Here is a 25,315-nt window from a genome sequence, read left to right on the forward strand (position 1 = left end):
CGATCATAAGTACCACTCGATCATAAGTACCACTCGATCATAAGTACCACTCGATCATAAGTACCACTCGATCATAAGTACCACTCGATCATAAGTACCACTCGATCATAAGTACCACTCGATCATAAGTACCACTCGATCATAAGTACCACCAGTCAACCTCACGGTGCTACTACAGCGGCAGTCCTTCTCGTGCGCCTTCGGATCGCTTGGGAAAACAGGCCATTTCAATTTGGACATGCTCGCCGGGGTTGCCCACCGATCAACAATTGGTAGACCGACTTTGACAAGGGAACGCGAGATTCTTCAACCATGCACGATTCGCGACTGTCAATCGCAGTTGCATTTCGAACGGTCACATTTCGCGCGGCGTCATCGACAACGGTCAGATGGTTGACGTCCTCCGAAATTACGAAGAACGTCTTCGCTGGCTCGCCGTGGAATGTAACCGATTCGGACGCTTGCCAGGGCAGTCCGATGGCCATTGTGAAGAGAAGAATGACTCCTGTCCATGTCATGACCATTCCGCCCGTTGGTATGAAGGCCTCCAGAAAGCGTGCCATCCAACTGGGCACTAGCCGGTGCCGATGGATTCCTTTGTAAAGACCTCTAACTCCCCATAGCAGCGTGGCAAGGGCAGCGATCGCGACGTTTGACAAAGCAAGTGCCGCCACAACAAGGATGACACCGACCAGAGGGATGACCCACTTCGTCACCTCGTCAGCAACCATGCGTCGAAGCACCATCACCAACAGCAGGGCAAACGGGATCGCCAGGAACGGGACGACCGAAACTACCATTGCTGTCAGTGTCGGCAACAGATCGAGGTGTGGTATCAAAGCCAAGGCCGAGTCTATGTCTCCATCGACGAAGCCGATGATCCTTAACGCATAGTAGATAGTGCCGACGGCTCCCAGGGTGACGGCCATTCCTGGTGTTCCTGGACTCTTGGGTTTAGTGGACACTCTTGAGCGTCCGAGCAGCCTGCGCGCTGAGTACGACGAGCCTTTTCCGCGAGGCATGGGTTTTCGTGCGGGGGGCACAATTCTATTGATCACATTGAGTTCGGGATCCATGCAGTCAATTCTGCCGATGAGTCTGAGAACCTACGGGCAATCACGGACAAGAAGATCGGCTCTGGGATCGTGTCGCCCCACTAAAGTGCGACCGCTTATCCCGGCCGAAGCAGGGTCTTCAGCTCAATCGGAGCTGCCGAACTCCCCAGCATGCCTGGCCGGAAAGGCGTCGGCCCCTTTTCCACCTTCTGCTGGGTGCGGCCAAAAGCCAGTCATCTCGAGCCGCCACACCCTGGGCAACAGGCTGTACAAGCAGTGCTGCTGTGGGCGCCGGCTCCGGATGCCTGGGGACTTCGAAAGTTGAGCTGCCGCGGCACTGGAAGTGTTCGCGGTGTGCCACGGCAGGGGGTCCTCGCTGGCGGCGCGGGTCAGCTTGAGGGCGTAGTGCCCCGAAAGAGGGCGAACTCGCCCGTCGGCGTGACCCGATACAGATACTCTCCTCCATTTCGGCGACCGGGCACATCGCCGCCTGCGATACGAACCCGACCGAGTAATCCTTTGTACCAGGCGTGAAGGTGCGGCTCGTTCCCACTCAGATCTATCACGACGCAATGATGGGTCTCTTGCCCGAATCGATTCGTGCCGAGAATGACGGCATGTCGTAGGTTCCTTCGATCAGCTCCCACGCCAACACGTCCTTACCCGACCATCTACGCTCAAGATAGATGAACTCGAGTTACCGCTCGCCGTTCAATGCTTCGGCCAATCCGTAGGCGTCGATCTCTGACAGACGATCAATAACATCGAGACATCGCTCTCGCCGTCCTGCATCACCCTGACGGTACACGCGCAAGATGCTCACGACGATGGGTTGCCCAAGCACGCTACGAGCAGTGCGGATGTCGCCAACTTCCGCGCCCGCAATCTCAAGGGCGCGCTCGCAGGTTCGGAGGGCAAGTTCAGGATCAATCGACTCAAGCGCTACAAGCTCCCTGATCAATTCGTCGAAGTGCTCTTCAAACGCCTCGCTTGGCAGGAAGCCCTGAACAAGCCTAGCTATCGTCGCCGAACTCTGAGTCGACAGATACCTCATGCTGCTCGACGCTTGCTCTCGCACCTCGTCATCGGGGTCGTCAAAAAGTGCGACCAAAAGGTCGGCCGACTCCGCTGGATTGGAGGCGAACGACTCGGCAGCACCTCGACGAGCCTCAACTGACAGCCCATCAGGCTCCTGGGGTACAGCGGCGGGCAACGAGTCGCGGTACGACAGCAATGCCCAAAGATGGCCGGCCCTCAACGCGACAGGTTCAGGTCCTCCCAAGCCTCGCGCGAGGAACGGCCCGAAGCGGTCTGGCTCTCGAACCAGCAGGTACGACATGAGTCGCTCAACACCTCGGGTGTCGTAGAGCTCGACGTCCGCGTCCAGCAGCGCTTCGCCCAGGTCATAGGCCTGTTCTGGATCGTGATTCATCAACGCGAGCACCGCCTCGGCCGCCTGGGCGCGGACACCCAGGTTGGAATCAACGGCGAGCTCTCCTACCACAGACCTGAGCACTCCGAGGTGATCGGCTGACTCGAAAAGCACCGCTGCCGTAGTGTGGGCGACCTGGCCCCTTGTGCTGTTCAGGCCAGCCATATCTATGTCGCCACCGAAGTAGTTGTCGCCAGAGTTCGCCTCAGTCCTTGCCCATTCGCGGTCAGGGTCAGGGTCGTCGACGTACTTGGCGAGGAGCTTCGCCATACGCTCGGACACCGGTTTTTCCTGTTGAACAGCCGCGCATATCGCCTGGCCAACGTCTGAAGTGTACGTCCGGTGTGCGTGCTCGCAGAGATCAGCCAGGAGGTCGCCTTCGATCTTGGACGCAACGGCCCGTATCACCGCGTCCATGGCGAAGGGGCTCACATCGGTGTCAAACCCGAGGGCCAGCTTGGCGAATCGCTCAGGTTCTTGCTCACTTTGGTGTCCCAGCGCCTGGGCAAGCTGGTGTGCGCCGCCGACCGGTTGGTCGCCGCGCCAGTCGATTTTGTCTGAGACGTATTTCCGCAGCGCGCCCATCCACTCCCTGTTCGACATTCTCTGAGCGGCAGCGTCTGGGATTGGCGAGCCGACAGAACCCCCGGTTGCACCGCTGGGAGCGACCGCCTGCAGGATCATAGGGAATCTGCGCTGTAGTTCCATAAGGACCCGGCGGCCAGCGTCTGAAAGCCGGGAGGGTTCGAGGGCCGAGAGCAGGCGCAGTCGAGCAGGCCCGATGTATCGCGGCTTTTCAAAGTCAGGCCCGTGCTCGAGGATGAGCGTCTCTAGGCGGTGGAACAGTTTGTCGTTGCACTCGCCAGACCAGCGTTCGATCAGTGAACGGCTGGCCCAATTGGAGTTATCCATAGAACCGAGTTTGAGGTTTCGAGCATCGTCGACAAGCCAGGCGATCGCGGCGTCCGCGGATCCCCGCTTCGTCAATGCGATGCATGCGAGGAAGTGCAGCTCCTCGCTCTCGAATCCGCTCAACCCTTCGATGTACTCGTCGCAAAGACTTGGCGCTGTATCTGCCAGCTCAGTGAGAGCCTTGCCGATTCCGTCAAAGACCTTGTCGTGGACGGTGTATGCAGTGCGGCCACTCCGGAACGCCCAACGACGCCCGACGGGCAGACGACCTTGGACTTTCTGCTGGTTCGCTTGCGCCACGACTTCCACGAAGTTCAAGACGTTGGCCAGATATTCTTTAGGAGCCTTTGCGGCGATTTGCGAGATGATCTCATCGCTCACCGAGTGATTCGGTATTTGGCCGGTGTCGAAGGGATCGTTCGATCCCTCTGCCTGTGCGCGGGCGAGGCCTCGATTGAGGTATGCGCCCATGAGTCGGACCGCAGCTGAGGGGTCATCTTGCGCGAGTCCGAAGACGATGGACCAGAAATCGCTATTCATGGCGATTGGGCCGCGTGCGTCGTCGAGATCGCCTCGCTCCAACAGTTCGATTGCAAAACCAGTCGATTCGGGCTTCAACGACCACTCGATCATGGATTTGAGCCGCAGCCGCCAGTCATCGTTCGCACCCACGTAGGGACGGACAAGTTCAACGACACGTCGGGGGTGATCGCGGGCGATAAAGCGGAGATGATTGAAGGCTCTGTCAGTCTTCGCTGGATCGGCGAGCCATTCAGACCATTTCCCCAGAGCGTCTGCAGCGGCGAACCATGATGGCTGACCCAAAATGCCGAGAAGCCTCCACACAATCTTGCTGCTGCTCCACGCAATCTCGTCTACAGCCAGCCAGTCGTCTGCAGTGCCTCCGACCTGCCCGAGGACGTCAACGACGACCTCCTTGAGGTGAGAGCGGACCTCGGCGGACGCGAGCAATTGCTGAACGGCGTCACGGAATTTTCTCCGGTCAGTCGCGGCCAGGTGCTCCAGTACCTGCCTTACCTGCGCTCGTCGAAACAGATGCTGCCCAGATTCAATAACGAAATCGAGGAGGCTCTTGTCGGCCGCGACAAACATTCGCGCGAATAGATAGTCGAAGTAAGACTCGTGGAAGAAAGACAGGATGTTCTGGTCGTCTATGGACAGAACATCAGCGGATTCGAGAGCGTGAACTTCGTCGCGGGGGAAGGAATCAAGAATGGCGGCAGGCGCCGACAGCTGCTCATTCGAGTTCATATGTTCAACGAGAGTGCTCATGATTGCCGCCCATTGCAGGTGACCGACGGTCGCTTCGATCGACTGGCGAACCTCGTCGGTGTAGCGATCGTACAACCGTTGCAGGCTTGGGTATACCTCTTGTCGGGCAGCTTCTGACAACCGTAGGAAAATACTGAGATGCAGCGGAGTGCGGAGTAGCTCCGTCGTCACATCCGATGCGGGGAGCGGGATGCCGGACTCCGTCAGCTTTCGCTTCACGTCATCGGCATTTAGTTTGTCTACATGGATGCGGTCAGCCGTCGTGGTGTCGCGGAATCGCGTGAAGCGCGGATCGGATTCGAGATCAACCGTCCGCACGACGAGCAGGACTTTGATATTGGGCGTCGACGCAACTTCGTCCAGTACTTCCGCGATGGCGTCATAAACTTCTGTGATTCGTCCGCTGTACGTTCCCACTGCGTCGAGCTGGTCAATTAATAGGAGCCCTGGGCTTCCGTCGGCGACGCCTGCTAAGACGACACCTGGAGAGTTGTCCCCTAGGCCGAGCTGGTCGCCAAGTTTAGTGGATGTCGCTGCTGATGGCTTGACCACGCTCATGTTGGCGGAAGCAACCCACCAACCAGCTGCTTGCAGCTCGGCCGCGATGGCTGTCGCGATCGTTGATTTGCCGTAACCCGCGCTTCCGTCGAGTACGACTAGCTGCTTTCCGTTTTCGTCGGTGAGGCCCCCGCGGAGTTGATCGAGGAACCTCGATTGCACGAGACCGATGCTCGGTCGGTTGGTGTTGACGTGGCGGGCATGGCGCTCAACCGTCTTCCGCAGATTGTTGATTGATGAGGCATCCCCCGCCAAATGGCGGCGGCGGAGCCCTTTCGATTCGAGGTGCGTCCAGATTTGGGGGCCCATGAGCTGCTCGTGCATGTGATCATCACAGAAGTTTCGGACTTCGCCGAGAACGACCTCCGGGGCGTCTGATAACAGCAACCGGAACTCTGCGGCCACAAGCTGGCGTAGGTTCTCGAACGGGTGCGGTTCCACGTAGATGGACTGCAGAGCGACATATGCCTGATCTGACGCGACCCCCCAAATCTTGGCGAGCTTCAAGAACTCGGCGTCGTCAGCTCGGCTTAGGGACCCCTCGAACTCAGCTAAATCATCACAGTCACGGCTGCGCTGCGCCAAAGTGTCGAAGGGCATTGCTCCGGTCGAGACGATGAGCTTGAACTGACGGCCTGACTTGACCTGCGCGAGCGCGCCTCCCAGGACACCCTCACCCTTGAGCTTATTCATCGTCCAGTTTCCTGCGCGGAGCTTGACCTGCTCGCCCCATGTCACGCCCGCACGATCGACTTCAAATTCGATGCCCTGGCCGCCAACCCCGGGAGGCTCCAGCCGCAGCCGGCTCGCATTACCCGTAAGGAGCTCGGCTACTACCCGCGCCGTCCACCAATGCTCATACTGGTTGCCTGCCTTATCGGCAGCTCCCCCCGGAAGCTCGGTCACGATCCCGCCTCGAACCTGAGGAATCGCCCTAGAAGCCGCCCGGCGGGGCGCGCACAGGCGCTTACGGTAATAGTGAGCAACGACTCCCCCATGTAATGACCTCCTACCCGTAGGCCCGACGTATACCGAGGGCCACCCCAATCGTATGTAACGAGGCTAGTTAGACCTGGGAGCACCGGCGTTATTGACGACATGAAGTGCCGGAGGTACGGGCTCGACCTGACTCCGCTCACGCTCAGCAACGATGCGATACATACACAGAAGACGCATCTTACGATGCTCATCGCTTTCATCTACGGGACGACTACATCTGCCTTTCCCACGTGTGGTGGCCGGCTTCAGCTCTTCTTGTTGACAAAGTCATGAGCAGAAGCCCACAGCCACTAGACCCCCATGCACAGTCCTTCCCAGTAACCGTCATCGACGTGGCGCGCAGATACGAACCTTTCGTGTCGTCATGGCAGGCAGACGTCACAAAGTAAGTTCCAAGGAACACCAGCCTCCTGGGCTCGGAAGAGTCTAGAGTCAATCCCGACTTGCCGAAACTCGAATGCATCGCCCAAGGACTGGACCTAAAGCAGAGTCAGGTATCAGGCGACGGTTTGCCATTCGGCACCGGTGTAAGGCTGCCTGCCCGGGCCGACAAACCCATCGAGTCGAACAAGCAATCGGAAATGAAAACCCGCTTCAACTCCGTTGGCCTGTTCCACCGACAGTTTGTAGCCCCGAGGGTCCGCCAGAACATCGTGCATGAACTCAGCTAAAGGATCAGGGACAAATCCCAATGTGAGACCGTCCCGATCGGCAACTTGGATCGCCAAAACATTAACCGCGTTGGCACTGTCCGGGCACAGCACAAGGGGATCGCGCGGTTTAAGCTGAGCTATACGCATTTGAGTCTCGGCGCTGCGGTGTCGAACGCCGTGAACGAGGAAGAGTTGCGAAAACGACCCGTCTGTAGCGACCCACGGCATTGGAACCAATTCGATCGTGTCACCGACTCGCTGGCCGCCGCTACGATTGAGTACCTCGAACGGGGCAGCATCTTCTGAAAGACCCAGAGCTTTTAGGGCTTCCGTTCGATCCGGGCGGCGGGCAGAAATCACGCGCTCAGCAAATATCGGAAAGAGCTGGTCAGACGTATAAAGACGTCTAGAATCGCTGAGACCAGGGAGCGGTGCGAACCAGTCAGCTTCAACAGACCTGCGTAGATACGCGAACGTGTATTTTCCCGCGTCGGAGGTTAGAAAACCGATAGGTCTGTACAACTGGCCTTCAGGGAACCGACGGGTCACCAGAAGGCGATGTGCCGTGATATCGGACGATTGCGGTGCTGGTCTATTCAAGACGCTTGTTGCCATCACACAACCTCTTTCTGTTTGCTGCGAGAAGTTCGTCTGTAAACCTATGTGCGACCTCTGACATTGACGGTATACCCTCCAAGACCTCAATCCATGAGGCGCGTTCCATCGAACAGATGCGGTCCAGGAACTCCCGCGCTTGACCAGACGACAGCTGCAGCCCCTCCCATGCTACGTCCAAAAGCGTCTTCTTCTTGCCATCCTCGAAGCGGTGGGCTGTCGCCTTCTGACTCCACTCCTCCACGCCCTCATCCAAAATTATTTGGAGCCGTGTCTCGCTCGCTCCCGAGGCAAGTGAACTGCCATGGTCATAAGACTTGGCAAGGCGATACATGCCCTTACGGTCCAGAATGCCCCAATTCAAGGCGTGGCGATCCGTGTTAGCTACCCATGAATCGAAAATAAGGTACCCAACAAAGACATCGAACGCTGGCAGATCTGCCACTGCCGTATCCGGCGGCCCAAACTTGCCGTCCAGCAGCTGCGAGATGTTGTCGACGTTGTGTCCCACCCTATTGCCGGGTCGTTGATCGACATCACAGCTCAAGTAGCCGTCGAACTCGGATAAATAGGTGTTGCCAGGCTGAAGATCCCAACCCTTGGGCGCAACGTTCCTGGAGATGATACCGTCTTCGCCGTCACGAACCGCGACCTCTATATCTGCGGCTGGTAGTCCGATGAGGGCTGCGAGCTCGGAGACAATTTTCTCCACCTGGTCGTCTCGTCGCCTGTACAGTCCGCCTGGAACACCCCCTGGAAGCGTCACAGTTCCATACTTGGCTGGTTTGAATAGCCACCATTGGGAGCGCTCAGACGGATCCGCGACCCCCGGGCGACCGACCCAGGCTTTTCCGTCATCGCCTCCGTATTCCGGGGCAGTTATTGGCCACTGCGAAATGTCGCAAACGGTGTATTTAGTCATCGACTAAATACACCGTTTGGACGCACCTGGCTTCGACAGACAGGGAACTTGGCTTGCATGATGAACAGCATAACCGGCAGACGGAGCTGCCCCGGCTTCAGTTGATTCGGGGCCTCAAGACCCGTGAGCGCGGTTCTGAAGGCTGCTTGAAATTCTGGCAGTGCGCCCGCCATGAATTGCCTGGACTGCGCCGGAAGCCCGAATCGAGCGGCGCCGGCCAGCCACTACGCAAGAAGCGGACGGATCAGGTATCAGGCCGGCGACGTTTAGAACGCCCTGCAGACGCTGGTTCGGCCGGCCGGGAACCGCGTCTGGACAACCAAAACCTTATAAGTCATGTAGCCCTGCCCTGGCCCCGCCATGAAGAAGCAAGAACACAGACCTGCCGCCCGACACAGGAAAGAGGTACCCGGCCACACCAATGGCCACCAACAAAAACGGCCCCGAAGGGCCCATAAAAAGCTGATTTGTGCACAGTCAGAGGGCCAAAAGCCCCCTGACCTGCGAAAACACTGTGCCCGAGGTGGGACTCGAACCGGCTTCCAACCCTTGAAATCACTGGGAACTCCCGAAAACATGCCGAGTACGGCCCAGTCCGGCACCGGTACGGCCCAGTCCGACGGCAAGAGTGTGCACATTGTGCACACCCCGTTTTTCGCTTAGAGACCGTTGCGACGCTACTCCCCCGCCTTGGGATATTTGGCTTGGCCATAGGTCGTTGCAGATACCGCCTTGGCCGTCACTGGCCAAGCCCTTGCAAGCAGCACTACCTTCAAATGACGTACAAGGATGTCAGGGGCCGCGGTTGACCGTCGGGCGCTCTTTCAGGGTCCGGCCGATCTTCTCGACCGAGGCGAACCACGACAGCATGTCCTGGTCAATCGCGCCGATGACCGTTCGCATGTTGGCGAGCTGGGCTTCGATTCGGCTGTTGATGAGGGGTTCAAGATGCGCGACACGGTTCCGCAGGCGATACACGCCCTCCACCGCCCGCTCCAAGTCATGGACCGGTCGTTTCAGGTTCGGGAATGCCGAACTTAGAGCCTGATCCCACAGTAGCTGCTTCCCGGCATCCTTACGGCCTGGCAGCATGAACCGCCACGTGCCAAGCGACATGGCTGCAAGTAGATCCTCGTGCAGCGGCTCCCGCCGGTATTTCGGTCGCAGGCGCGTTGATCTCCCCGCGCGTGACCTGGCATCGGGAATATCCCTGCCCACGATCCGCTCTATCAATACCGACGGATCCAGAAGCCAGTCCGAGGAGTGGGGCTTTCCGGTTCTTGGGTTGGTCTGGGTGGCGTTCCAAAGACACAGCTTTTCATCAAGGGCATTACGAAGCACAACCTCAAAAATGTGCAGGGCCTCATAAGCAGCGCCGGAGAGCCGGATGTTCCACCGGTACAAATGAACGGCATCCTGCAGGCTCCCGGCAGCCTCAAGATACGGTGCCAACCGGGCGTTGCTCAACCGGCGCAGCAGCACCGACTCGATGCTTTTTGGTTCAGACTTAGCCACGGTAGTAAACTGTAGAGGAAGACAGGGGCAGGTTCCCTGTTATGGATTACTGAGGGTCCTACAGCCAGGAGCTGCGGGGCCCTCAGCCATTTACGACCGGATCCCGAAATGGGCCAGGCAGAAGGACCCGCCCACCAGTCACCTGGCGGGCGATCCACGAATCCTCCGGCCGCTGCTGGTTTGGTCAGCCTCCGTGTGCGATCACGCCCGGGACCGCCGCGTGACCTTCCAACGTAGAATCAGGCCATGGTGCGGATCAAGGAATTGACGAACACAGACACCGGAACGTTTGCCTTCCGCACATCGACAGGCTCCCTCTACCGGATCGCCCTCGGCAACTCCCCAAGCCTCACGCGTCTGCCAGCGGACCAAGACCCAGAAGCCGCTTACCGAACGACAGGGGTGTCGGTTCTCAGGATGGACACCCAGGAGATTCCCCTGCTGGGCATCGGGAGGCTGAAGGTAGGCGAAAGGGCCGTCCTCTTCCTGGACATTGTCGGTGACGGGCTCACGGTCACAGCGCGCGACACCAGTGAAGTCGTCAGCATCCACCTTCTCAAGAACCACCGGCCAATCTGAGCTGTCCGACCAAGCGATCGCCCCGGACGGGCTGCATCCGGTCGCCGAACCGGTGGCGGCGCTGGGGACAACCCGAGGCGTTGTATCCGGGCAGTTTGCTCGCGGCCGGTCGCCCCCGGGCCGATTTCGTCCCGGAAAACTGCTCGACATAGATGTGCTCTTCCCTCATGCCTGCTTCGCTGAGCGCGTCAAACTGCATCCGGCTGTGCTGATCGGTGGACACCTACCGGGCGTATCCCAGAAGCAACCCCATGCCGCTCATGCCAGATCGAGGGTGTGTCATTTTGCCTCGAGGCCTTGTGGTGGGACTTCCCCCGTGAGACAGACTCGGTGAGACACTTCTGGCCGCATAACAGGTGAAAATGCGGTGCTTGGCAGTTCCTCATCGAGCTAGAGACACCACGTCGGTTGGTTCTTATGAACAGGGGTCTGTTGTCGAGGCTGCCCTCGACAGTTTCTACCGATACCGTATCGAACGAGCACATTGCTTAGTAAGGTTGTTCTTATGGCCACCGACGTTCCTCGCCAACCCACCACCTCCCGTGCCACCGGCCGCCCTGGGGACGCTTCTCCCTTCGCCCTGGGACTACTGCTGCGCAGGGCGCACTGGCGCGCGGCCGCCGTGATGGCGGAGGCGCTCCGGCCGCTTGGCATCGAGTTGCGGCATTTCGCCGTGCTGATCGAGCTAGTTAACCGCGGTCCCACCATGCAGCGGGATCTGACGACCGCTACCGGCTCGGACAAGGCGGGAATCATGCGGGTCGTGGACGACCTGGAGCGAAGTGGGCTGGCCGTGCGCAAGACCGTTCCGGGGGACCGGCGGGCGCGGGCGGTGGAGATCACACCTCGGGGACTCGAACTTTTCGACGCAGCCCATGTGGCGGCGGAACCGCTTGCCGAGCGTCTCGTCGCGGAACTGGAGTCCGACGAGCCCGAGCGGCTGATGGATCTGCTGACCCGTATTGCCTACACGGCTGATAGTGAACCGTAAGCGCGGCGCACATGCACAGCCACGAGGGGCCGTGAGACGCCCTCGAACGAGGGCGTCTCACGGCGTCCATGGGCCAGGGCTACGCCACTCGCGCCGCGATTTCCTTGGCCTTGGTGGTCGCGTCCTCGAAGGCGCGCTTGCGGGAGGCCTCGTAAAGGGGGACTAGTTCTGACATGGCCGGGTTGCGGGGGGCCATGGTGAGTTCCGGGACGATGAAGTCCAGGTCCAGGCCGAGGGTGCCCTTGAGGACGGCTTCCAGGTAGTTCTGCACGAACTCGTAGCCCTCGCGCGGGGTGCCCGGCCCGTAGGAGCCGCCACGGCTGGCGACGACGACCGCGGGGGTGCCCTGCGCGGAACGGGACTCGCCCGCGGTGCGGCCGAGCAGGAGCACGTTATCCAGCCATGCTTTGAGGGTCGAAGGGATCGAGAAGTTGTACATCGGGGCACCGATCAGGACGGCGTCCGCCTGCTCCAGCTCCTCGATGAGCCTCACACGCGCGGTGAACGCCGTGGACTGCCCCGGCGTGCGCCCGGGCGGGGCGGCATAGCCGGCGGACCAGGCGTCGGCAGTGATGTGCGGGACGGGGTCGGACGCGAGGTCGCGGTAGATCACCGTGCCCTCCGGGTGCTGCTCCTCCCAGGTCTTCCGGAAGGCGGCGGTCACCGAACGGGACGAGGACGCCTCGCCGGGGAACACGGACGTGTCGATATGCAGCAGTGTGGTCATGCGCTTTCTCCTAAGGTGATGCCCGCGGCGGGAGCCAAGGGCTAAGGGCTCGTGCTCAGCGGTAGTCCAGAGCAATATAGTATTGAATGATACTATCTTGTATGAAACGATAACACTCGGGCAGATTGGAAAGTGGTTGATCATGGACGTATATGAAGCGGTTACCAGCCGAAGGGCGGTGCGCGGATTCACCGACCGGCAAGTCCCGGGTGAGGTGCTGGGGCGCGTTCTGTCCGCCGCGGCTTGGGCGCCGTCGGGATCGAACATTCAGCCGTGGCACGCCTACGTGCTGAGCGGCGCGCCGCTGGCTGAGTGCAAGAGACGCGCCACCGAGCGTCTGGCCGCAGGCGACCCGTGGGACGAGCCAGAGTACAAGCAGTACCCGTCCGCGCTGAAGTCCCCCTACCACGAGCGCCGTTCCGCCTTCGGCGAGCAACGCTACGGTGCACTCGGCATCGCGCGCGATGACCTGGAGGCGCGCCAGCGGGCCGCTTCCTCGAACTGGGACTGTTTCGGCGCCCCCGCCGCCCTGTTCTGCTACATCGACCCCGACATGTGCTCGCCCCAATGGGCCGATGTCGGCATGTACCTGCAGACCGTCATGCTGCTGCTCCGCGCCGAAGGGCTGCACAGCTGCCCGCAGATGGCTTGGGCGAAGTTTCACAAGACCGTCGCAGAGGTCCTCTCACCCCCGGACAAGCTCATCCTCTTCTGCGGCTTGTCGATCGGGTACGAGGACGACACGATGGACTACGCCCGGACAGGCCGGGCGTCGCTCGAGGAGACGGTCACGTTCGTCGATGGTCTCTAACACACACCCCAACGAAAGGAATGTCATGAAAATCGCAGTCATCGGCGGTACCGGGCTGATCGGGTCGCAGGTCGTCAAGAATCTGAACGCCGCCGGGCACGACGCCGTGCCGCATTCGCAGTCAACGGGAGTCAACGTCATCAGTGGCGTAGGAGTGGACGAGGCCGTGGCCGGCGCCGACGTCGTCGTCAACCTGACGAATTCCCCGACCTTCGACGAAGCCTCCCCGCCCTTCTTCCAGACCTCGATGGACCAGCTACTGGCTTCGGCCAAGAAGGGCGGCGTCGGCCACTTCGTCATTCTCTCGATCGTTGGCGCGGACCAGGTGCCGGAACTGGACTACTACCGTGCCAAGGTGCTCCAAGAGAAGATCCTCGCGGCCGGGCCCATCCCCTACTCAATCGTCCGGGCGACGCAGTTCATGGAATTCATGGACGCGGTCCTGGCCTGGACCGCCGACGGCGACACCGTCCGGTTGCCCGCCACGCCGATCCAGCCGATCGCGTCCAAGGACGTAGCCACCGCGGTGGCGGAGGTCGCCGCAGGCAACCCGCTGAACGGCATTCGCAACATCGCCGGTCCCGAGGTCTTCTCCCTGGACGAACTGGGCCGAATCACCCTGTCCCGCAAGGGCGACAAACGCACCGTCGTAACCGACCCGACCGCCGGCATGTTCGCCGTCGTCAAGGGAGACGCCCTTACCGACAAGGACGCCCACCTCGCCCCCACCCGCTACGCCGACTGGCTTTCCTGACCGCTCGCTCGCTGCGGGCCAGGCCGGCCCGGTAGGCCTTCCCGATCGGCCTTTCTCGAAATTTCACGCTCCGAAGTGCGAGAGCAACCGGGTCGGGTCGTCCGAGCGGGTATCGACCCTGCCGAATGACCCTGCTCATCCGGCAGGGTTTGAGGCATCTTCACCGGGCAGTTATGCGGCGGGGCACGCGAGAATCCGAGACGCCCGGACCGGGCGTCCTTGGCGATTCCGCTGATTCCATGACAAGGGCGGAGCGCGCTGGTCTTACTGAGCCGCGTCCGGTGAAGGTGCGGCGCTCATTCCAGGGCGCCCTTTTCTGACAACAGTTAAAGGTGCCGTGTCGAAGAATCGGTATTCCCCCATGGGGGCGCGGATTGTTCCGGCGCCTTCCGCTTTCTCCCGGATAAAATCATGGTCACCCCTGGAAAGTACAACCTGTCCATTCGGGTCAAGCTCAATGTCCCCGCGCCGGTCTTTGCAGAATTTCGCCGACATTGCCGGGGGCAGGAGCAGACATGCCGGATTTTCCAGGAGCCATGTCCGGGTCTCGGAATCGAGCCGGTCCCACTCATCCTTGATGTTCACGCTTGCTGATACCGCCTTCCTGTTCGGCTTGCCGACACTGAATTCCGTCCAGACTACGCCCGACCCCAAAAAGAATGGTAGGAACTCTTCCATGCCGGGGTAGTGCGCTGAACCCCGGGACAACTCTCGGAGCTGTTAGTGACTGTCAATCAACAAACGGCCGGGCTGCCATCGTCACGACTGTCGAGAATGGGATTTAGTTGTGCAATCCACAACATGCGCCGTGGCCGCCTGTTCCCGGATGTCCCTGACCGCGGCGGCTGCCGTCGCCCTGTCTTCGTACGCCTCCGACTTTGCCAGGGTTTCCCCGGCGGAATTGACGAGGTTTATCCGGACCCCTCGCGGTTCAGCGTCTACAAGTTCGAATTGGCCAGGCATCGGCGTCCCCTTCGCGATTGGTGCGTTGACGTTCGTGCCGGCGAGCGCATCGCCGAAACAACAATTATATGACAACTATGTCAACAATCATGAATTGTTGACAGAAAAGAATGCCTGTTATTCCTGCACGGTCAAGAACGGCAGCCAGCGGCAGGGCGCGGTTCGCTGCCGGTTGCCGAGCCGCCTGTACTCGCGCCGAGGCGGACAATCATGGGGACCACCACGATCAGCCGGGGGAGGGCGAACAGGCCGGTGGTTATGGGCGCCAAGCACCGCCATACCCACATGCAGGCGCTGTTGTGCCGATTCGACACCCAACCGATCCCGTCAAGCCCGGCACTATTGGCCGCGTCCGATATTCGGGTCTGCGAGTAAATTATCCATGCGATGGTCCGGCCGTCCCCTTCCTTGTCGGAGGGAGCATGCATGATCAGCCCATGATGTTTCCCCCGCGACATCGAAGCGCGGGTCCTGCTGCTGCACACCCCTCAGACCGAGGACGCCGTCGGTCAGTTCCTCCCCACCGGACGCATCGTCGCCGACCCCGCACGGTCCTGGACCGTCTTCCCGGACGCCTACGCCTGGATGTACCGGCAGATGCAGTCCCGCCTGCCAACCAGGAGAGACGGCGCCTTGTGGCTCTGGGCGAAAATCGGGCGCCGGGACCTACTGTCCCACTGCCGCCGGTCCCGGGGGAAGGTGCTGCTGACCTGCCGGATCCCCCGGGAACGCGTGCTCCTGTCCGAGTTCGACGACTGGCACCGGGCACTCAACGGATCACCCAACATCCTCGCCCACCCGTGTGAAAGCGATGACGCCTACAGCGACCGGCTCAACATCGTGCTCGATGACTTCTTTGACCGGGAATCCGCCGCCGGGGTCAACCACGAGCCGGTCTGCACCTGGCCGGGACTATCCAGCGCCGGCTCATCCACTGACATCCGGCACCGGACTGGCATTCAGTTCGCTTGGGGAATCGATCCGGATCAGCGGGAGACCCTCGGGAGGCGCTATGAGACGTAAGACAGGAAACCCAGGTAGATCGGCATGTCGACGCCTGCGTGGAAAAGGGAGGAGGGAATGATGCTGCCCGAGTTGCGCGTGAGGTAGCCGCCGATCAGGCCGAGTGGGAAGGCGAGCAACACGATGAAGAGGAGGGCGGAGGCCGTGTAGGTGACGCCGACGTGCCAGGACGCGAAGATGGCCGCCTGGATGAAGGTCGCCAGATAGGGCCCGAAGGCGAGGTTGAGCCTGGACATCAGTAGCCCGCGGAACATCAGCTCTTCCAGGAACCCGTTGGCCGCCACCGCGGCCAGCAGTGCGGGCGTCAGGCTGAGGTAACGGCCGAAATCGAAGGCGCCGTGCACAGGCATGAACCGGGAGTGCGACAGGGCTCCGAAAGTGAGTACATAGAATCCGACCAACCCGATGATTCCGATCACGTATGCTCGTCCGAATCGCCCTTTGCGGACATAGATCGAGGCTGGCGAACTCCTCGAGATCCAGACCACCACCAGGACGGCGACGACGGTGAGCAGCAGCTCATCGAGCTCGATGATGACCGTGCCCGGAACCGTCGAAGCCAGTGGGTTGCCTGGGACAGGTGGGCTATGCAGGACCTGGCTGGCAAGGAATCCCGGCACATAGCGGTCAGCAAGGATAAACAGGGACATCCCGAAGAAAGCCAAGGGTATCTCCCAGTACCCGCGCACGGCGGCGCTGCGTCTCGCCAGCAGCGAGAGGGCAAGCAAAGCGATCGTGACGACCAGACCGCAGGCGAGCCGGGCGGCATCACCAGGCACGTATCCGGCCGACACCGGCAGGAACCCCGCCACGATACAGGCGACGGCGAAGATCGTCTTCCGGCCGGGAGTCAGCTTCGCGCCCGGAACGTCAAGCGCACGTGGCGCTGATGGCGATGCCTCCATGTCCCCTCCCTTGGGGTTGCGTGTTGGGCTCAGCGGGTCGCGCCCTTGAGTTCATCGCCTACGCTCCTGACCGGACCTGCGGACCACGGTGTCGTCGACGTGGAGCCTTTTTGCCCGGGCCCAGATCGCGGCGTTCTGCGCGGCGAACGTTACTGCCAGGGCCAGGAACAGCTCCCCTATCACGAAGCCCTGAGGATGGTTTGCAGCCTGACCAAGGAACGCGAATGGCAACCGGATCACGATGAGTACCGCCCAGGTCACCAGCGTGATCGCTGTGCCCTTGACCATCACCTGGCCAGCATCGGGCCAGACCCGGAACGTTGTCCCCCTCCAGAGACCGGCGGCCAATCCGATGACGAGACCGACAACAAGGAGAGCTACACCGCCCACATCCATACCTTGAGGCTCGCGGGCCAGCTGCTGGACCCCGAAGAGGCCAAGGACCGCCGGCAGCAGCATGAGTCTGCCAGCCCTGAGAGGTCGCGCGCTCATCTGCCGATAGAGGACGAATGCAATGAGCGCGAGGTAGATCGCGATATTGACCACAAGGCCGACCAACTGGTCCGGAAGCATCCTGACACCTCCAGGAGCGTATTACTTACCGTAAGCAGTACGATACATCCATGCAGGACCCTGTCAAGACCCCGCGAAAACGCCGCCCCAGGGGCTCCCTGACCCGGGAGCAAGTGGTCGACGCCGCACTGGCACTGGCCGACGGCGAAGGCCTCGACGCCCTCACCATGCCGATGCTGGCACACCGCCTCAAATGCGGGGTGATGACCCTCTACGGCTACGTGAACAGCAAGGAAGACCTGCTCGATGCCATCGCCCAACGCGGCCTGCGCGACCTCCGGCTCCCCCGCCCACTCCCCGCCGACGCGACGGCGATCCTGGTCGTCTGGGGCCGGGCCCTACGCCTGAACCTGATCGAGCACCCGAGCCTGCCGATGATCTTCCTCTCCCGGGCGGTGATCGGACCCGGCATCCTGCACGGCCTCGAGGCTCTCCTCGGACCCCTGGCGAGGGCCGGGATGCCGCCGGCGCAAGGCGTCCACGCGGTCTACGCCGTCCTCACCTATGCCACAGGTTTCGTGGCCTGGGAGATACCGCGCACACGCCGCCAGCCACAAGCGACGTACGCGGGGAGTTGGCGGCGGGAAGTTGCCAACCTGCCTCCAGCCGAGGTTCCGTTTGTCGCCGGCGTCCTCGACGAGCTGCCAGAGGTCGCCGGTGAGGAGCAGTTCGAGCTCGGACTGGCCGCCCTGACCGCCGGCCTGGCAATCAAGACTGGCTAGTAATCTCGTACGAAACTGGCACTTCTACCTGCGGCGCAGAGATGTTCGGGAGCCTTTCAAGCCGTGAACTCCTGGGGACCTTTGCGGCAACAGCAGACGGAAACCGGCTACATGCAGTGGATGTCAGCCATCCGCATGCCGTCACCTTGACCGGTCGTGTCATCGAGTTTCACGATGACGTCCTTGCCCTGAGTCAGGGGCGCGGTGATGCTGTTTGCCAGGCCCAACGATGAGGAGCCGCGTTCGATGCTGGCCGCTACGTACAGCCTTCCCGGGCATCCCGCCATTGCCATGGTCGTGACGTGGACGTCGGTGCATTTCAGGTACCTGCGGGTGTACTCGGACTTGGGCGCTTATTGGTAGTAGTAGGGCCCGGAGCACCGGGTCCAGCCTTGGGCTTCCATCTGGGTCCGGATTGACTCGGAGGTTCCAGCCAGCCCTGCAGCATGGTCGGCGGCCTGCGCAGCGTTGCGGGCGGCCGTATCTTTGGCCTGCTGTTCGCGAAGCTGTCTGTTGTCGGCCTGGACCTTAGCCCAGAACGCATCCGAGTCTTCCTTCTTCTTCGCGGCGGCATCCTTCGATGTCTGCTCTGCCGCCCTGACATCTGCCGCCTGGGCCGCCGGAAGCCCCACACCGAACCGCCACGGCTCGGGGAAGCCAACGGTTCCGATGTGGCTCACGCCGTCGTCCTGACTCTTACCGGGAAGACGAAGGCCGCCAAACTGGCCCGGAAATCGGCTGAGGCAGCCGTCCGCCGGCTTTCTCGCCGCGGCCATAGCCGCCGCGGCGGCGGCACTGGCATGGCGACGTCGCCGGGGCCTCGCCGCCAACGCGGAACCCAAGACTGAACAGGCAGCAGACCGGGCCGGATAACCCCTGGGCTGAAGAATGACCCGCCTCAGCTGGCCGCCTTCCTTAAAGCGCTGCGGCACGGCGCCGCGCTGGTCGCCTGGAAACTGGACCGCCGTCCTCACAACTGCTTTGGCCCGACACGGGCGGCAACGACCGCGTCAAGCTGCAGATCCGTGGGCTTTGAACCGTCGAGCTTCGGCGCCCACATGTATCCGACAAGTGTGACTGTTGGTTGAAAATTACGACTCACCGGCAGGATGCATACCACCTGATGGACCTCGGAACCTACGGCTTGAGGATAGACCACCCGGCCCAATTCGAGCTCGGCTGGCTGATAGTGAAACAAGCGTTGGAGTCTATCCGGAGCGAAACCGGCTGGAGCCGGCAGGCACCTGACTTTCAAGCGTGCCACCGCTAACTCCGCGCGGGAGGGTCCGCCTTTGAACACCGGGGCATGGCTCTACCGGACCCGGTGTTACTTCCACCAAAACGGTGTCCGCGCCACAGTCTGGGCGTGCCCTGCAGTGGGTCGGGTCGATGAGGAGGGTGTCGTGGGCGGCCTTGACGACTTCGGCCGCAGTGGCCCGCGCTAAAGCGCCCCTGCATGGACGAGCCGTTTTTGGCCTAGCCCAGGCCTAACCCTGGTCCTTGTCGATGGGGGCAGGATGTTGCGCGGAGCGGGAGTCGATCCGCTAGGCGTCACCGGTGTTGTGTCGGCGGGCTTCGGATCGGCGTCCACGACCGCTGTCTGCTGGGTTGAATGAATACGAACAGCACATGTCATCAGCCGGGCCGGTCATATCGACTGGCGGTAGCCGAAGAATTCGTGGTCTTCGTTGTACCCTCCAAAGCCGCCGCCGAGGTGGTCGAAAGTGTCGACGAATTCTATTCCTTTGATCCACTTGACCATTTTGAAACCGAGTTGGTTTTCGTTGCGGAGCCGCAGCGGGGCGCCGTGTCCGAACGAGAGGGGCTCTCCGTTCATGTCGTAGGCGAGCATGGTCAGTTCATGACTCATCTGTTCGAGGGGGTGCGCGTCGTAGTAAATACCTTTCTCGGGCCCGTCGCCGAGGGAATAGAACACCACCCATTCCGCCCCGGGTTTAGGCTGGACGAGATCGAGGATGGCCTGCATCGAGACTCCACCCCATTTCGCTACCCCGGACCATCCCTGGATGCAGAAGTGTTGGGTGATCTGCTCGTGGTAGGGCATCGCACGCAGCTGCAGCAGGTCCAGCTCGACCGGGTTCTCCACGAGGCCGTCGATTTTCAGCCGGTAGCCGGCGAAGTTCCCGTCGAAAAGTGCCTTGTACTCTTCGGAGTCCGGGTACTGGCCGTTGTGCCAGAGGTAGGGGGAAATGTCGTCCTCGGTGTATTGCCCCGGTTTGGCGTCGATATGTTCGAACAAGCGCTCCGCCGGTCCGATCAACGCAGACCCCACACGCTGGATCACCCGCGGATGGCGGATGGTCAGGGGCGTGGCGGCAACCCAGCCGACGATGACCACAGCCATGGACAGGACGAAGATCCAAAAGCCGGCCCAGGAAGCGTCGTTGCGGCCGGCGAAGATGTGGTTGAGGTTGTTCAACGCCCCGGTGGTGAAGACGAACGTGACGTGGATGACGATGAACAGCAGGAACCAAACCAGCACTAGAAAGTGGATCGATCGGGCGGCCTGGATGCTGAACACCGTGCTGATCCGCCGGAACCGGGTGGAGAGTGCCGGGGACATGCCGAGCCCCGTGATCAGGGCCAGAGGCGCGGCGATGAAGACGGTAATGAAGTAGGTGAGCAGTTGCAGGCTGTTGTAGTTAGACCATCCGCTCTCCGCAGGCCAGTCCAGCGACAGGTACTGGATCGCCACCGACAGCGCATTGGGAAACACGTCCCAGTGCGCGGGCACCAGGCGCATCCATTGCCCTGTGGCGAACAGGAGAATGTAGAAGATAATCCCGTTCGTCAGCCAAAGGGTGTCGATTCCCAGGTGCCACCAGCGGGCGAGCCCGATCGAGTGCCGAAGTCCGGGCAGACCGACCTGGCCTGGGAGGCTGATGGAGTCCTTCTTCGCCGTCCACAACGGGTCAGCGGGAACGGGCTTTTGCACCCGGAACCAGTCCCGGCCCGGAGTGCTGTGACGGGTCCAGTACAAACGGGGGTGGTCGGTGAGGATCTGTGCCCCGGAACGAACGATGAAAATCATGAAGAACAGGTTCAGGAAATGCTGCCAACCCAGCCACGCCGGAAACCCCGACGGCGCGTCGGCGGGGAGTTCTGACATGCCCGGGTACTGGCGCATGAACGACTGAACCCCCGGGACCTCGCGCAGCCCCTTCGCCAACGCCACCGCCACGATCAGGAGCACGAATCCGATCGGGAGCAGCCACAGCAGGTTGAACCATTTGCTCCCCACCCGCACCCGTGGAGCTATACCGCGGTCCTGCGGGATGGTGCCCGCGAACGTGGCCGGATCGATGATGTCAGTGCCCTCGACCAGTTGGTCCCGGAAACTGTGCACCAACCCGGGGGTCACCGCCGAGGAGGCAGGGGCCGGAAAATCCGAAGATGCTGGAAGATTAGGACTCATGGTGCAGGCTAACAGAGGAACAGCCCCTCACCCGCACGGGCGCCCCTACAAAATGTCCCCGGCCAAACTGCGGCTCGCCATGGCCTCCATGGGCAGGCCCGACACCAAAGTCAGCGACCTCTGCACCGAACTGGGCATCACCCGCCAGACCTTCTACCGGCACGTCTCACCCAACCGGGGAACTGGGCCCCGACGGCCAAAAGCTACTGAAACCAATTCATATGAGGTAGGCGGGCGATGCGCTGTTGTTCGAACAGCCGCGTTCGGCCAGAAGCCGGCGCGAGGATCCCGGCGCGTTGGGTGGTCCGAGGGCGCCGGGAAATACGCACCGGAGCATACTGTTAATAAGGTCAAAGGAGTGCAAGTTGTCCCGATTCAGGAATTATTGGATTTACAGTGCCGGGCTTGCCGTGGTCTGGGCAATCGTACTCATACTCGTGTTTACAACCCGCGGTCCGGCAGTTGGCCAGCTATACCTGTGGATCTTCGCTGGCTACTCCATCGGCTGGGGGACGACTACGATTGCTCGATTCGTCTATCCGCCCCCAAGCGTTGGGGCGCCACGCAACACCTCAGCTGAACCGGGCATGGGTAGATGGCACTCGGGTCGCCTCCCCGGGTCCCAGATTTGCGGGCACATCCCCACACGTGACTGCGATGTTGCGTTGCGACGGCAAAATTCTGCCGCTGGATATGTTATCCAAGCAGATTGAAGGAACTCTCAGCACCGACACTCCGCGTACCGCTCTGTCGAATGGCACGCGGAGCTAGGGCCCGGTCATGCGCCGCTGCAGAGGCTGGCGCATTACTCGAACCGCAGCCGGCCCATGCACCCGACTTTCGGGTTTCCTGTTGCGATGGATTGCCGGGACCTGGCTGACGTTTGTTCTACGCGGCTGCGAGGTCTTCCTCGATGGCTTCTTCGAAAGCTTCCGTGGGGTAGCGGGCGTAGGGCGGGATGGTCAGGAAGGTGGGGAATTCTCGGGCCTGTTGTCCGCGCCGGGTATGTATTTCGGTTCGTTTTTATGTTTCCGAGCGGCTTTTTTCGAGGATGGTTCCGCAGGGGACGGAAGGGTGTATCTCGAGGGTGTATCTGGCGGTGTCGTGTTGGGTGACGAGTATTCCGTGCCGGTGTTCCAGGGCGGCGGGTATCAGTTCGTTGACGGCCTCGGTGAGCTGGTCGTCTCTGCTGCGGGTCTGGCTGACGGTGATCTCGAGGCGGAACGTCGCGGTTTCGTGCATGAGAGTGTCCTTGTCCGGGCGGCCTTGGCGGGCCGCGGGTCAGATCTGCCGGGAGGGTGTTGAGGCCTTGATGCGGAAGGCGAGGATGTCGTCGTGGTGGGTGAAAATGGACCGTCCTTTTCCGGCGGGTTGGATCAGCCAGAGGGTGTTCCCGTCCTGGGTGACGCCGTCGGCGATTCCGCGGGCAATTACCTGGTTGTCCTTGCTGAGCTTGATCTCGTCGCGGGTCCGGATCCTTGTCCAGTCGCGCACGTATTCATCGATTGTCACGGTCGTCTTTTCTGCCGGCCGCACATGGTGCGGGTAACGGGTTATGTTTTGCGCGGCTGCGTTTGATTGCGCGGCTGCGTTGAGAGGTGCCGCCGGCCTGCGTGGAGGACCACGCAGGCCGGCCGCGAGGCGTCATTTGCCCGGGGGCGTCGAGCCGCCTATACCAGTTGTGCGGGGATTAGCCGTCGTTGCCGGCAGGGGTGGTGGTCGCGGTGTAGCCCTCGAGCTTGAGAGCGGCCTGGGCGTACTTCTGGGTGAACGTGTCGGCGATGTTGACCTTGGAGGTGTCAACGCCGATGGTCTTCTCCTCGTCGAAGATCGTCTTGGGGCCACCTGCAGGCATGATGCCGTCCGGGAGGAACTGACCCTTGTCCTGGTTCAGCGCGGCGACGTACTGGTCCTTGGAGATGGTGCTGTTCTGGACGTAGGACTGGGGCAGCTTATCGGCGATCTCCTGGGCGGAGTGGGTGCTGATCCAGTGCATCGTGTCCACAAGGGCGTTGACGACCTTCTGGGCTGCGTCCTCGTGGGTCTTGACCCAGTCCGACTGGGCGAGAAGGCCGGCCGACGGCAGGGTGCCGCCAAGCGCCGCCTTGGCTCCGTCAGAGGTAGCGAGGTCGATCGCAGAAACGGCGAGGTTCTTGTTCTCGAGGGCGCCAACGGTCGGCTGGGTGGTCATGACGCAGTCAGCGGACCCGCGCTGGATCGCCGCGATTGCGGTTGCTCCGGCGCCGACGGCGATCGTGTGGTAATCGCTCTTCGCGAGGCCGGCCTTCGCAGCGATGAACTGGGTGAGCTCATCGGTTCCCGAGCCGAGGTCGGTAACGCCGACGGTCTTGCCCTTGAGGTCAGCGCCCGTCTTCACGTTCGCCTTGGGGCTGCACATGATGCGTTCGCCCGGGGCGCTCGAGAGCTGCACGAGGTTGATGACGTTCTTGCCCTTGGACTGGAAGTCAACGGTGTGGACGTACCACGCACCGGCCATGTCCACCTGCCCGGATGCCATAGCGTCTTCGGCGCCAACGCCACCCTGGGACTCGGTGGAAAGCTCCATCTTGACGCCGTACTTCTGGTAGAAGCCGAGCTGCTGTGCGAGCTGGTACGGCAGGTAGATCTGCTTGTCGATGCCGCCGACCATCATCTTCACGGTGGGCATCTCGGCCGGGCTCGCCGTGGAGCCTCCGCTGGCGGCGGCGCTGCCGCTTCCGGAGTTGCCGCCGCAGGCCGCGAGGCTGAGCGCGACGGCGCCGGCTGCGGCGACAGCATACATCTTGTGCTTCATCATTGGGGCACGCTTTCCTTTGTTATTCATTGGATCGGTTGTCGACAGGTGGGTGAAGACCGAAATGCTTCAGATCGCCTGTGCTTCGGAACGGTTTGGTGGCCGCCATTTGAGCAGCTTGTGTTCGAGCAGGGTGATGAGGGCTTCGGCGCCGAGCGTGATGACTGCGATGATCACCATGCAGGCGAAGACCGTGTTGGGATCGAAGGTCCCCTGTGCCTGGCTGATGATGAGGCCGATTCCCTGCTGGGCGCCGAGCACTTCAGCGACAAGTGCGCCGATGATCGCGAAACCGAACGCCGTGTGCAAGCTGGCGATTATCCAGGTCATGGCCGAGGGAATCGTCACGTGGATCGCCACCTGAAGCGGCGATGCACCCAGGACGCGCACATTTCCGACCAGGTTCTGATCCACTTCACGGACGCCCTGGAAGGCGTTGAAGAAGACGACGAAGAAGACCAGTACCGCTGCGAGCAGCACCTTCGGGAAGACCCCGAGGCCGAACGCCACGATGAAGATCGAGCCGAGCACGATTCTGGGGATGGAGTTCACGATCCGGATGTACGGGCCGACGACTTCCGACAGGTACTTGTTCGAGCCCAAAAGGAGCCCGAGCACGACGCCGACGAGCGTTCCGAGCGCGAAGCCCATGAACGCTTCCTGCATGGTGACCCCGAGGTTCTCCCAGATGGTGCCGAACGCCGTGCCCTCCGTGAAGAGCTTGACGAGGCTGTTCCAGATTTCGGTCGGCTGGCCGAAGAAGAACTTATCCACCCAACCCTCGGTCGTGAACCACTGCCAGCCACCGATCACGACGACGGCGAGGATGGCACGGCCGGCCCAAACCCAGGTGGTGCGGCGGTTCAGGGAACGCCGGGCGGAAGCCTTCAGCTCACTCGCTTGCCGTTGCGCTTGCGCTTGTGCTTGATCTTGCTCTTGCACGGGAGCACCTCTATTGATTGTGGTTGTCATGCTGCTGCACCCGCCGATTGCTTGTAGGCGCGGGTGACTTCGTCCTTCAAGGACTCCCAGATCTGGCCCTGCAGCTCCAGGAACCGCTCCTCGTGCCGGATCTTCTGGACA

General features: G+C 61.5%; 23 protein-coding genes. 6 read left to right on the plus strand and 17 right to left on the minus strand.

Annotated features, from left to right (window positions below; all coding sequences use genetic code 11):
* Positions 1-227 precede the first annotated feature (227 nt).
* The 5 genes from AB4Z38_RS24045 to AB4Z38_RS24065 form a co-directional block, all read right to left on the minus strand.
* The gene (locus AB4Z38_RS24045; protein WP_441432043.1) at positions 228-929 is read right to left on the minus strand and encodes a hypothetical protein; all 702 of its coding nucleotides are present in this window, start codon (positions 927-929) and stop codon (positions 228-230) included.
* Positions 930-1,752: 823 nt separating this feature from the next.
* On the minus strand, positions 1,753-5,943 hold the full coding sequence (locus AB4Z38_RS24050) for a hypothetical protein (protein ID WP_441432044.1): 4,191 nt from the start codon (positions 5,941-5,943) through the stop codon (positions 1,753-1,755).
* 803 nt (positions 5,944-6,746) lie between these two features.
* Positions 6,747-7,517, minus strand: coding sequence for a hypothetical protein (locus tag AB4Z38_RS24055; RefSeq protein WP_441432045.1), 771 nt, complete (start codon positions 7,515-7,517; stop codon positions 6,747-6,749).
* Complete coding sequence (locus tag AB4Z38_RS24060) at positions 7,495-8,229, minus strand: hypothetical protein (protein WP_441432046.1); 735 nt, start codon at positions 8,227-8,229, stop codon at positions 7,495-7,497. The genes AB4Z38_RS24055 and AB4Z38_RS24060 overlap by 23 nt, the downstream gene beginning before the upstream one ends.
* 1,002 nt (positions 8,230-9,231) lie before the next feature.
* Positions 9,232-9,921, minus strand: coding sequence for a hypothetical protein (locus AB4Z38_RS24065; RefSeq protein WP_441432047.1), 690 nt, complete (start codon positions 9,919-9,921; stop codon positions 9,232-9,234).
* Positions 9,922-10,200: 279 nt separating this feature from the next.
* Between AB4Z38_RS24065 and AB4Z38_RS24070 the strand changes: the two genes are divergently transcribed.
* Together AB4Z38_RS24070 and AB4Z38_RS24075 are read left to right on the plus strand one after the other, a co-directional pair.
* On the plus strand, positions 10,201-10,533 hold the full coding sequence (locus AB4Z38_RS24070; RefSeq protein WP_441432048.1) for a hypothetical protein: 333 nt from the start codon (positions 10,201-10,203) through the stop codon (positions 10,531-10,533).
* Positions 10,534-11,038: 505 nt separating this feature from the next.
* Positions 11,039-11,524, plus strand: a complete 486-nt coding sequence (locus tag AB4Z38_RS24075; protein WP_441432049.1) for a MarR family winged helix-turn-helix transcriptional regulator — start codon at positions 11,039-11,041, stop codon at positions 11,522-11,524.
* A 79-nt stretch (positions 11,525-11,603) separates the two neighbouring features.
* On the opposite strand, the gene AB4Z38_RS24080 is transcribed toward AB4Z38_RS24075, so the two are convergent.
* Positions 11,604-12,251 carry an FMN-dependent NADH-azoreductase gene (locus AB4Z38_RS24080; protein ID WP_441432050.1) on the minus strand — a complete coding sequence of 216 codons (648 nt, stop codon included), beginning with the start codon at positions 12,249-12,251 and terminating at the stop codon, positions 11,604-11,606.
* A 97-nt stretch (positions 12,252-12,348) separates the two neighbouring features.
* Between AB4Z38_RS24080 and AB4Z38_RS24085 the strand changes: the two genes are divergently transcribed.
* Positions 12,349-13,062 (plus strand): nitroreductase, encoded by a 714-nt coding sequence (locus AB4Z38_RS24085; protein WP_441432051.1) that lies wholly within the window; start codon positions 12,349-12,351, stop codon positions 13,060-13,062.
* 25 nt (positions 13,063-13,087) lie between these two features.
* Positions 13,088-13,816 (plus strand): SDR family oxidoreductase, encoded by a 729-nt coding sequence (locus tag AB4Z38_RS24090; RefSeq protein ID WP_441432052.1) that lies wholly within the window; start codon positions 13,088-13,090, stop codon positions 13,814-13,816.
* Positions 13,817-14,080: 264 nt separating this feature from the next.
* Here the strand turns inward: AB4Z38_RS24090 and AB4Z38_RS24095 are convergent, their stop codons facing one another.
* Together AB4Z38_RS24095 and AB4Z38_RS24100 are read right to left on the minus strand one after the other, a co-directional pair.
* Positions 14,081-14,401: a hypothetical protein gene (locus AB4Z38_RS24095; protein WP_441432053.1), complete on the minus strand. Its 321-nt coding sequence runs from the start codon at positions 14,399-14,401 to the stop codon at positions 14,081-14,083.
* 174 nt (positions 14,402-14,575) lie between these two features.
* Entirely contained in the window at positions 14,576-14,779 is a 204-nt protein-coding gene (locus AB4Z38_RS24100) for a YegP family protein (protein ID WP_441432054.1), read from the minus strand.
* A 477-nt stretch (positions 14,780-15,256) separates the two neighbouring features.
* Between AB4Z38_RS24100 and AB4Z38_RS24105 the strand changes: the two genes are divergently transcribed.
* Positions 15,257-15,802 carry a DUF3841 domain-containing protein gene (locus tag AB4Z38_RS24105; protein WP_441432065.1) on the plus strand — a complete coding sequence of 182 codons (546 nt, stop codon included), beginning with the start codon at positions 15,257-15,259 and terminating at the stop codon, positions 15,800-15,802.
* Here AB4Z38_RS24105 and AB4Z38_RS24110 read toward each other — a convergent pair.
* Complete coding sequence (locus tag AB4Z38_RS24110) at positions 15,790-16,707, minus strand: CPBP family intramembrane glutamic endopeptidase (RefSeq protein WP_441432055.1); 918 nt, start codon at positions 16,705-16,707, stop codon at positions 15,790-15,792. The two genes, AB4Z38_RS24105 and AB4Z38_RS24110, sit on opposite strands and share 13 nt — an antisense overlap.
* A gap of 51 nt (positions 16,708-16,758) precedes the next feature.
* Positions 16,759-17,280, minus strand: coding sequence for a hypothetical protein (locus AB4Z38_RS24115; RefSeq protein ID WP_441432056.1), 522 nt, complete (start codon positions 17,278-17,280; stop codon positions 16,759-16,761).
* Between the two features lie 50 nt (positions 17,281-17,330).
* Between AB4Z38_RS24115 and AB4Z38_RS24120 the strand changes: the two genes are divergently transcribed.
* On the plus strand, positions 17,331-18,002 hold the full coding sequence (locus AB4Z38_RS24120; RefSeq protein WP_441432057.1) for a TetR/AcrR family transcriptional regulator: 672 nt from the start codon (positions 17,331-17,333) through the stop codon (positions 18,000-18,002).
* Positions 18,003-18,109: 107 nt separating this feature from the next.
* Here the strand turns inward: AB4Z38_RS24120 and AB4Z38_RS24125 are convergent, their stop codons facing one another.
* The 7 genes from AB4Z38_RS24125 to AB4Z38_RS24155 form a co-directional block, all read right to left on the minus strand.
* On the minus strand, positions 18,110-18,295 hold the full coding sequence (locus AB4Z38_RS24125; protein WP_441432058.1) for a hypothetical protein: 186 nt from the start codon (positions 18,293-18,295) through the stop codon (positions 18,110-18,112).
* Positions 18,296-18,355: 60 nt separating this feature from the next.
* The gene (locus AB4Z38_RS24130) at positions 18,356-18,682 is read right to left on the minus strand and encodes a hypothetical protein (RefSeq protein WP_441432059.1); all 327 of its coding nucleotides are present in this window, start codon (positions 18,680-18,682) and stop codon (positions 18,356-18,358) included.
* A gap of 968 nt (positions 18,683-19,650) precedes the next feature.
* Positions 19,651-21,438 carry a molybdopterin-dependent oxidoreductase gene (locus AB4Z38_RS24135; RefSeq protein ID WP_441432060.1) on the minus strand — a complete coding sequence of 596 codons (1,788 nt, stop codon included), beginning with the start codon at positions 21,436-21,438 and terminating at the stop codon, positions 19,651-19,653.
* A 1,023-nt stretch (positions 21,439-22,461) separates the two neighbouring features.
* A complete protein-coding gene (locus AB4Z38_RS24140; RefSeq protein ID WP_441432061.1) occupies positions 22,462-22,680 on the minus strand; it encodes a hypothetical protein in 219 nt (72 codons plus the stop codon).
* A 39-nt stretch (positions 22,681-22,719) separates the two neighbouring features.
* On the minus strand, positions 22,720-22,950 hold the full coding sequence (locus tag AB4Z38_RS24145) for a hypothetical protein (RefSeq protein ID WP_441432062.1): 231 nt from the start codon (positions 22,948-22,950) through the stop codon (positions 22,720-22,722).
* 178 nt (positions 22,951-23,128) lie between these two features.
* Entirely contained in the window at positions 23,129-24,235 is a 1,107-nt protein-coding gene (locus AB4Z38_RS24150; RefSeq protein ID WP_441432063.1) for an ABC transporter substrate-binding protein, read from the minus strand.
* A gap of 66 nt (positions 24,236-24,301) precedes the next feature.
* Positions 24,302-25,174 (minus strand): ABC transporter permease, encoded by an 873-nt coding sequence (locus AB4Z38_RS24155; RefSeq protein WP_441432064.1) that lies wholly within the window; start codon positions 25,172-25,174, stop codon positions 24,302-24,304.
* Positions 25,175-25,315: the final 141 nt, after the last annotated feature.

This window comes from Arthrobacter sp. 2RAF6 (genome assembly GCF_052115205.1).
GTDB lineage: Bacteria > Actinomycetota > Actinomycetes > Actinomycetales > Micrococcaceae > Arthrobacter.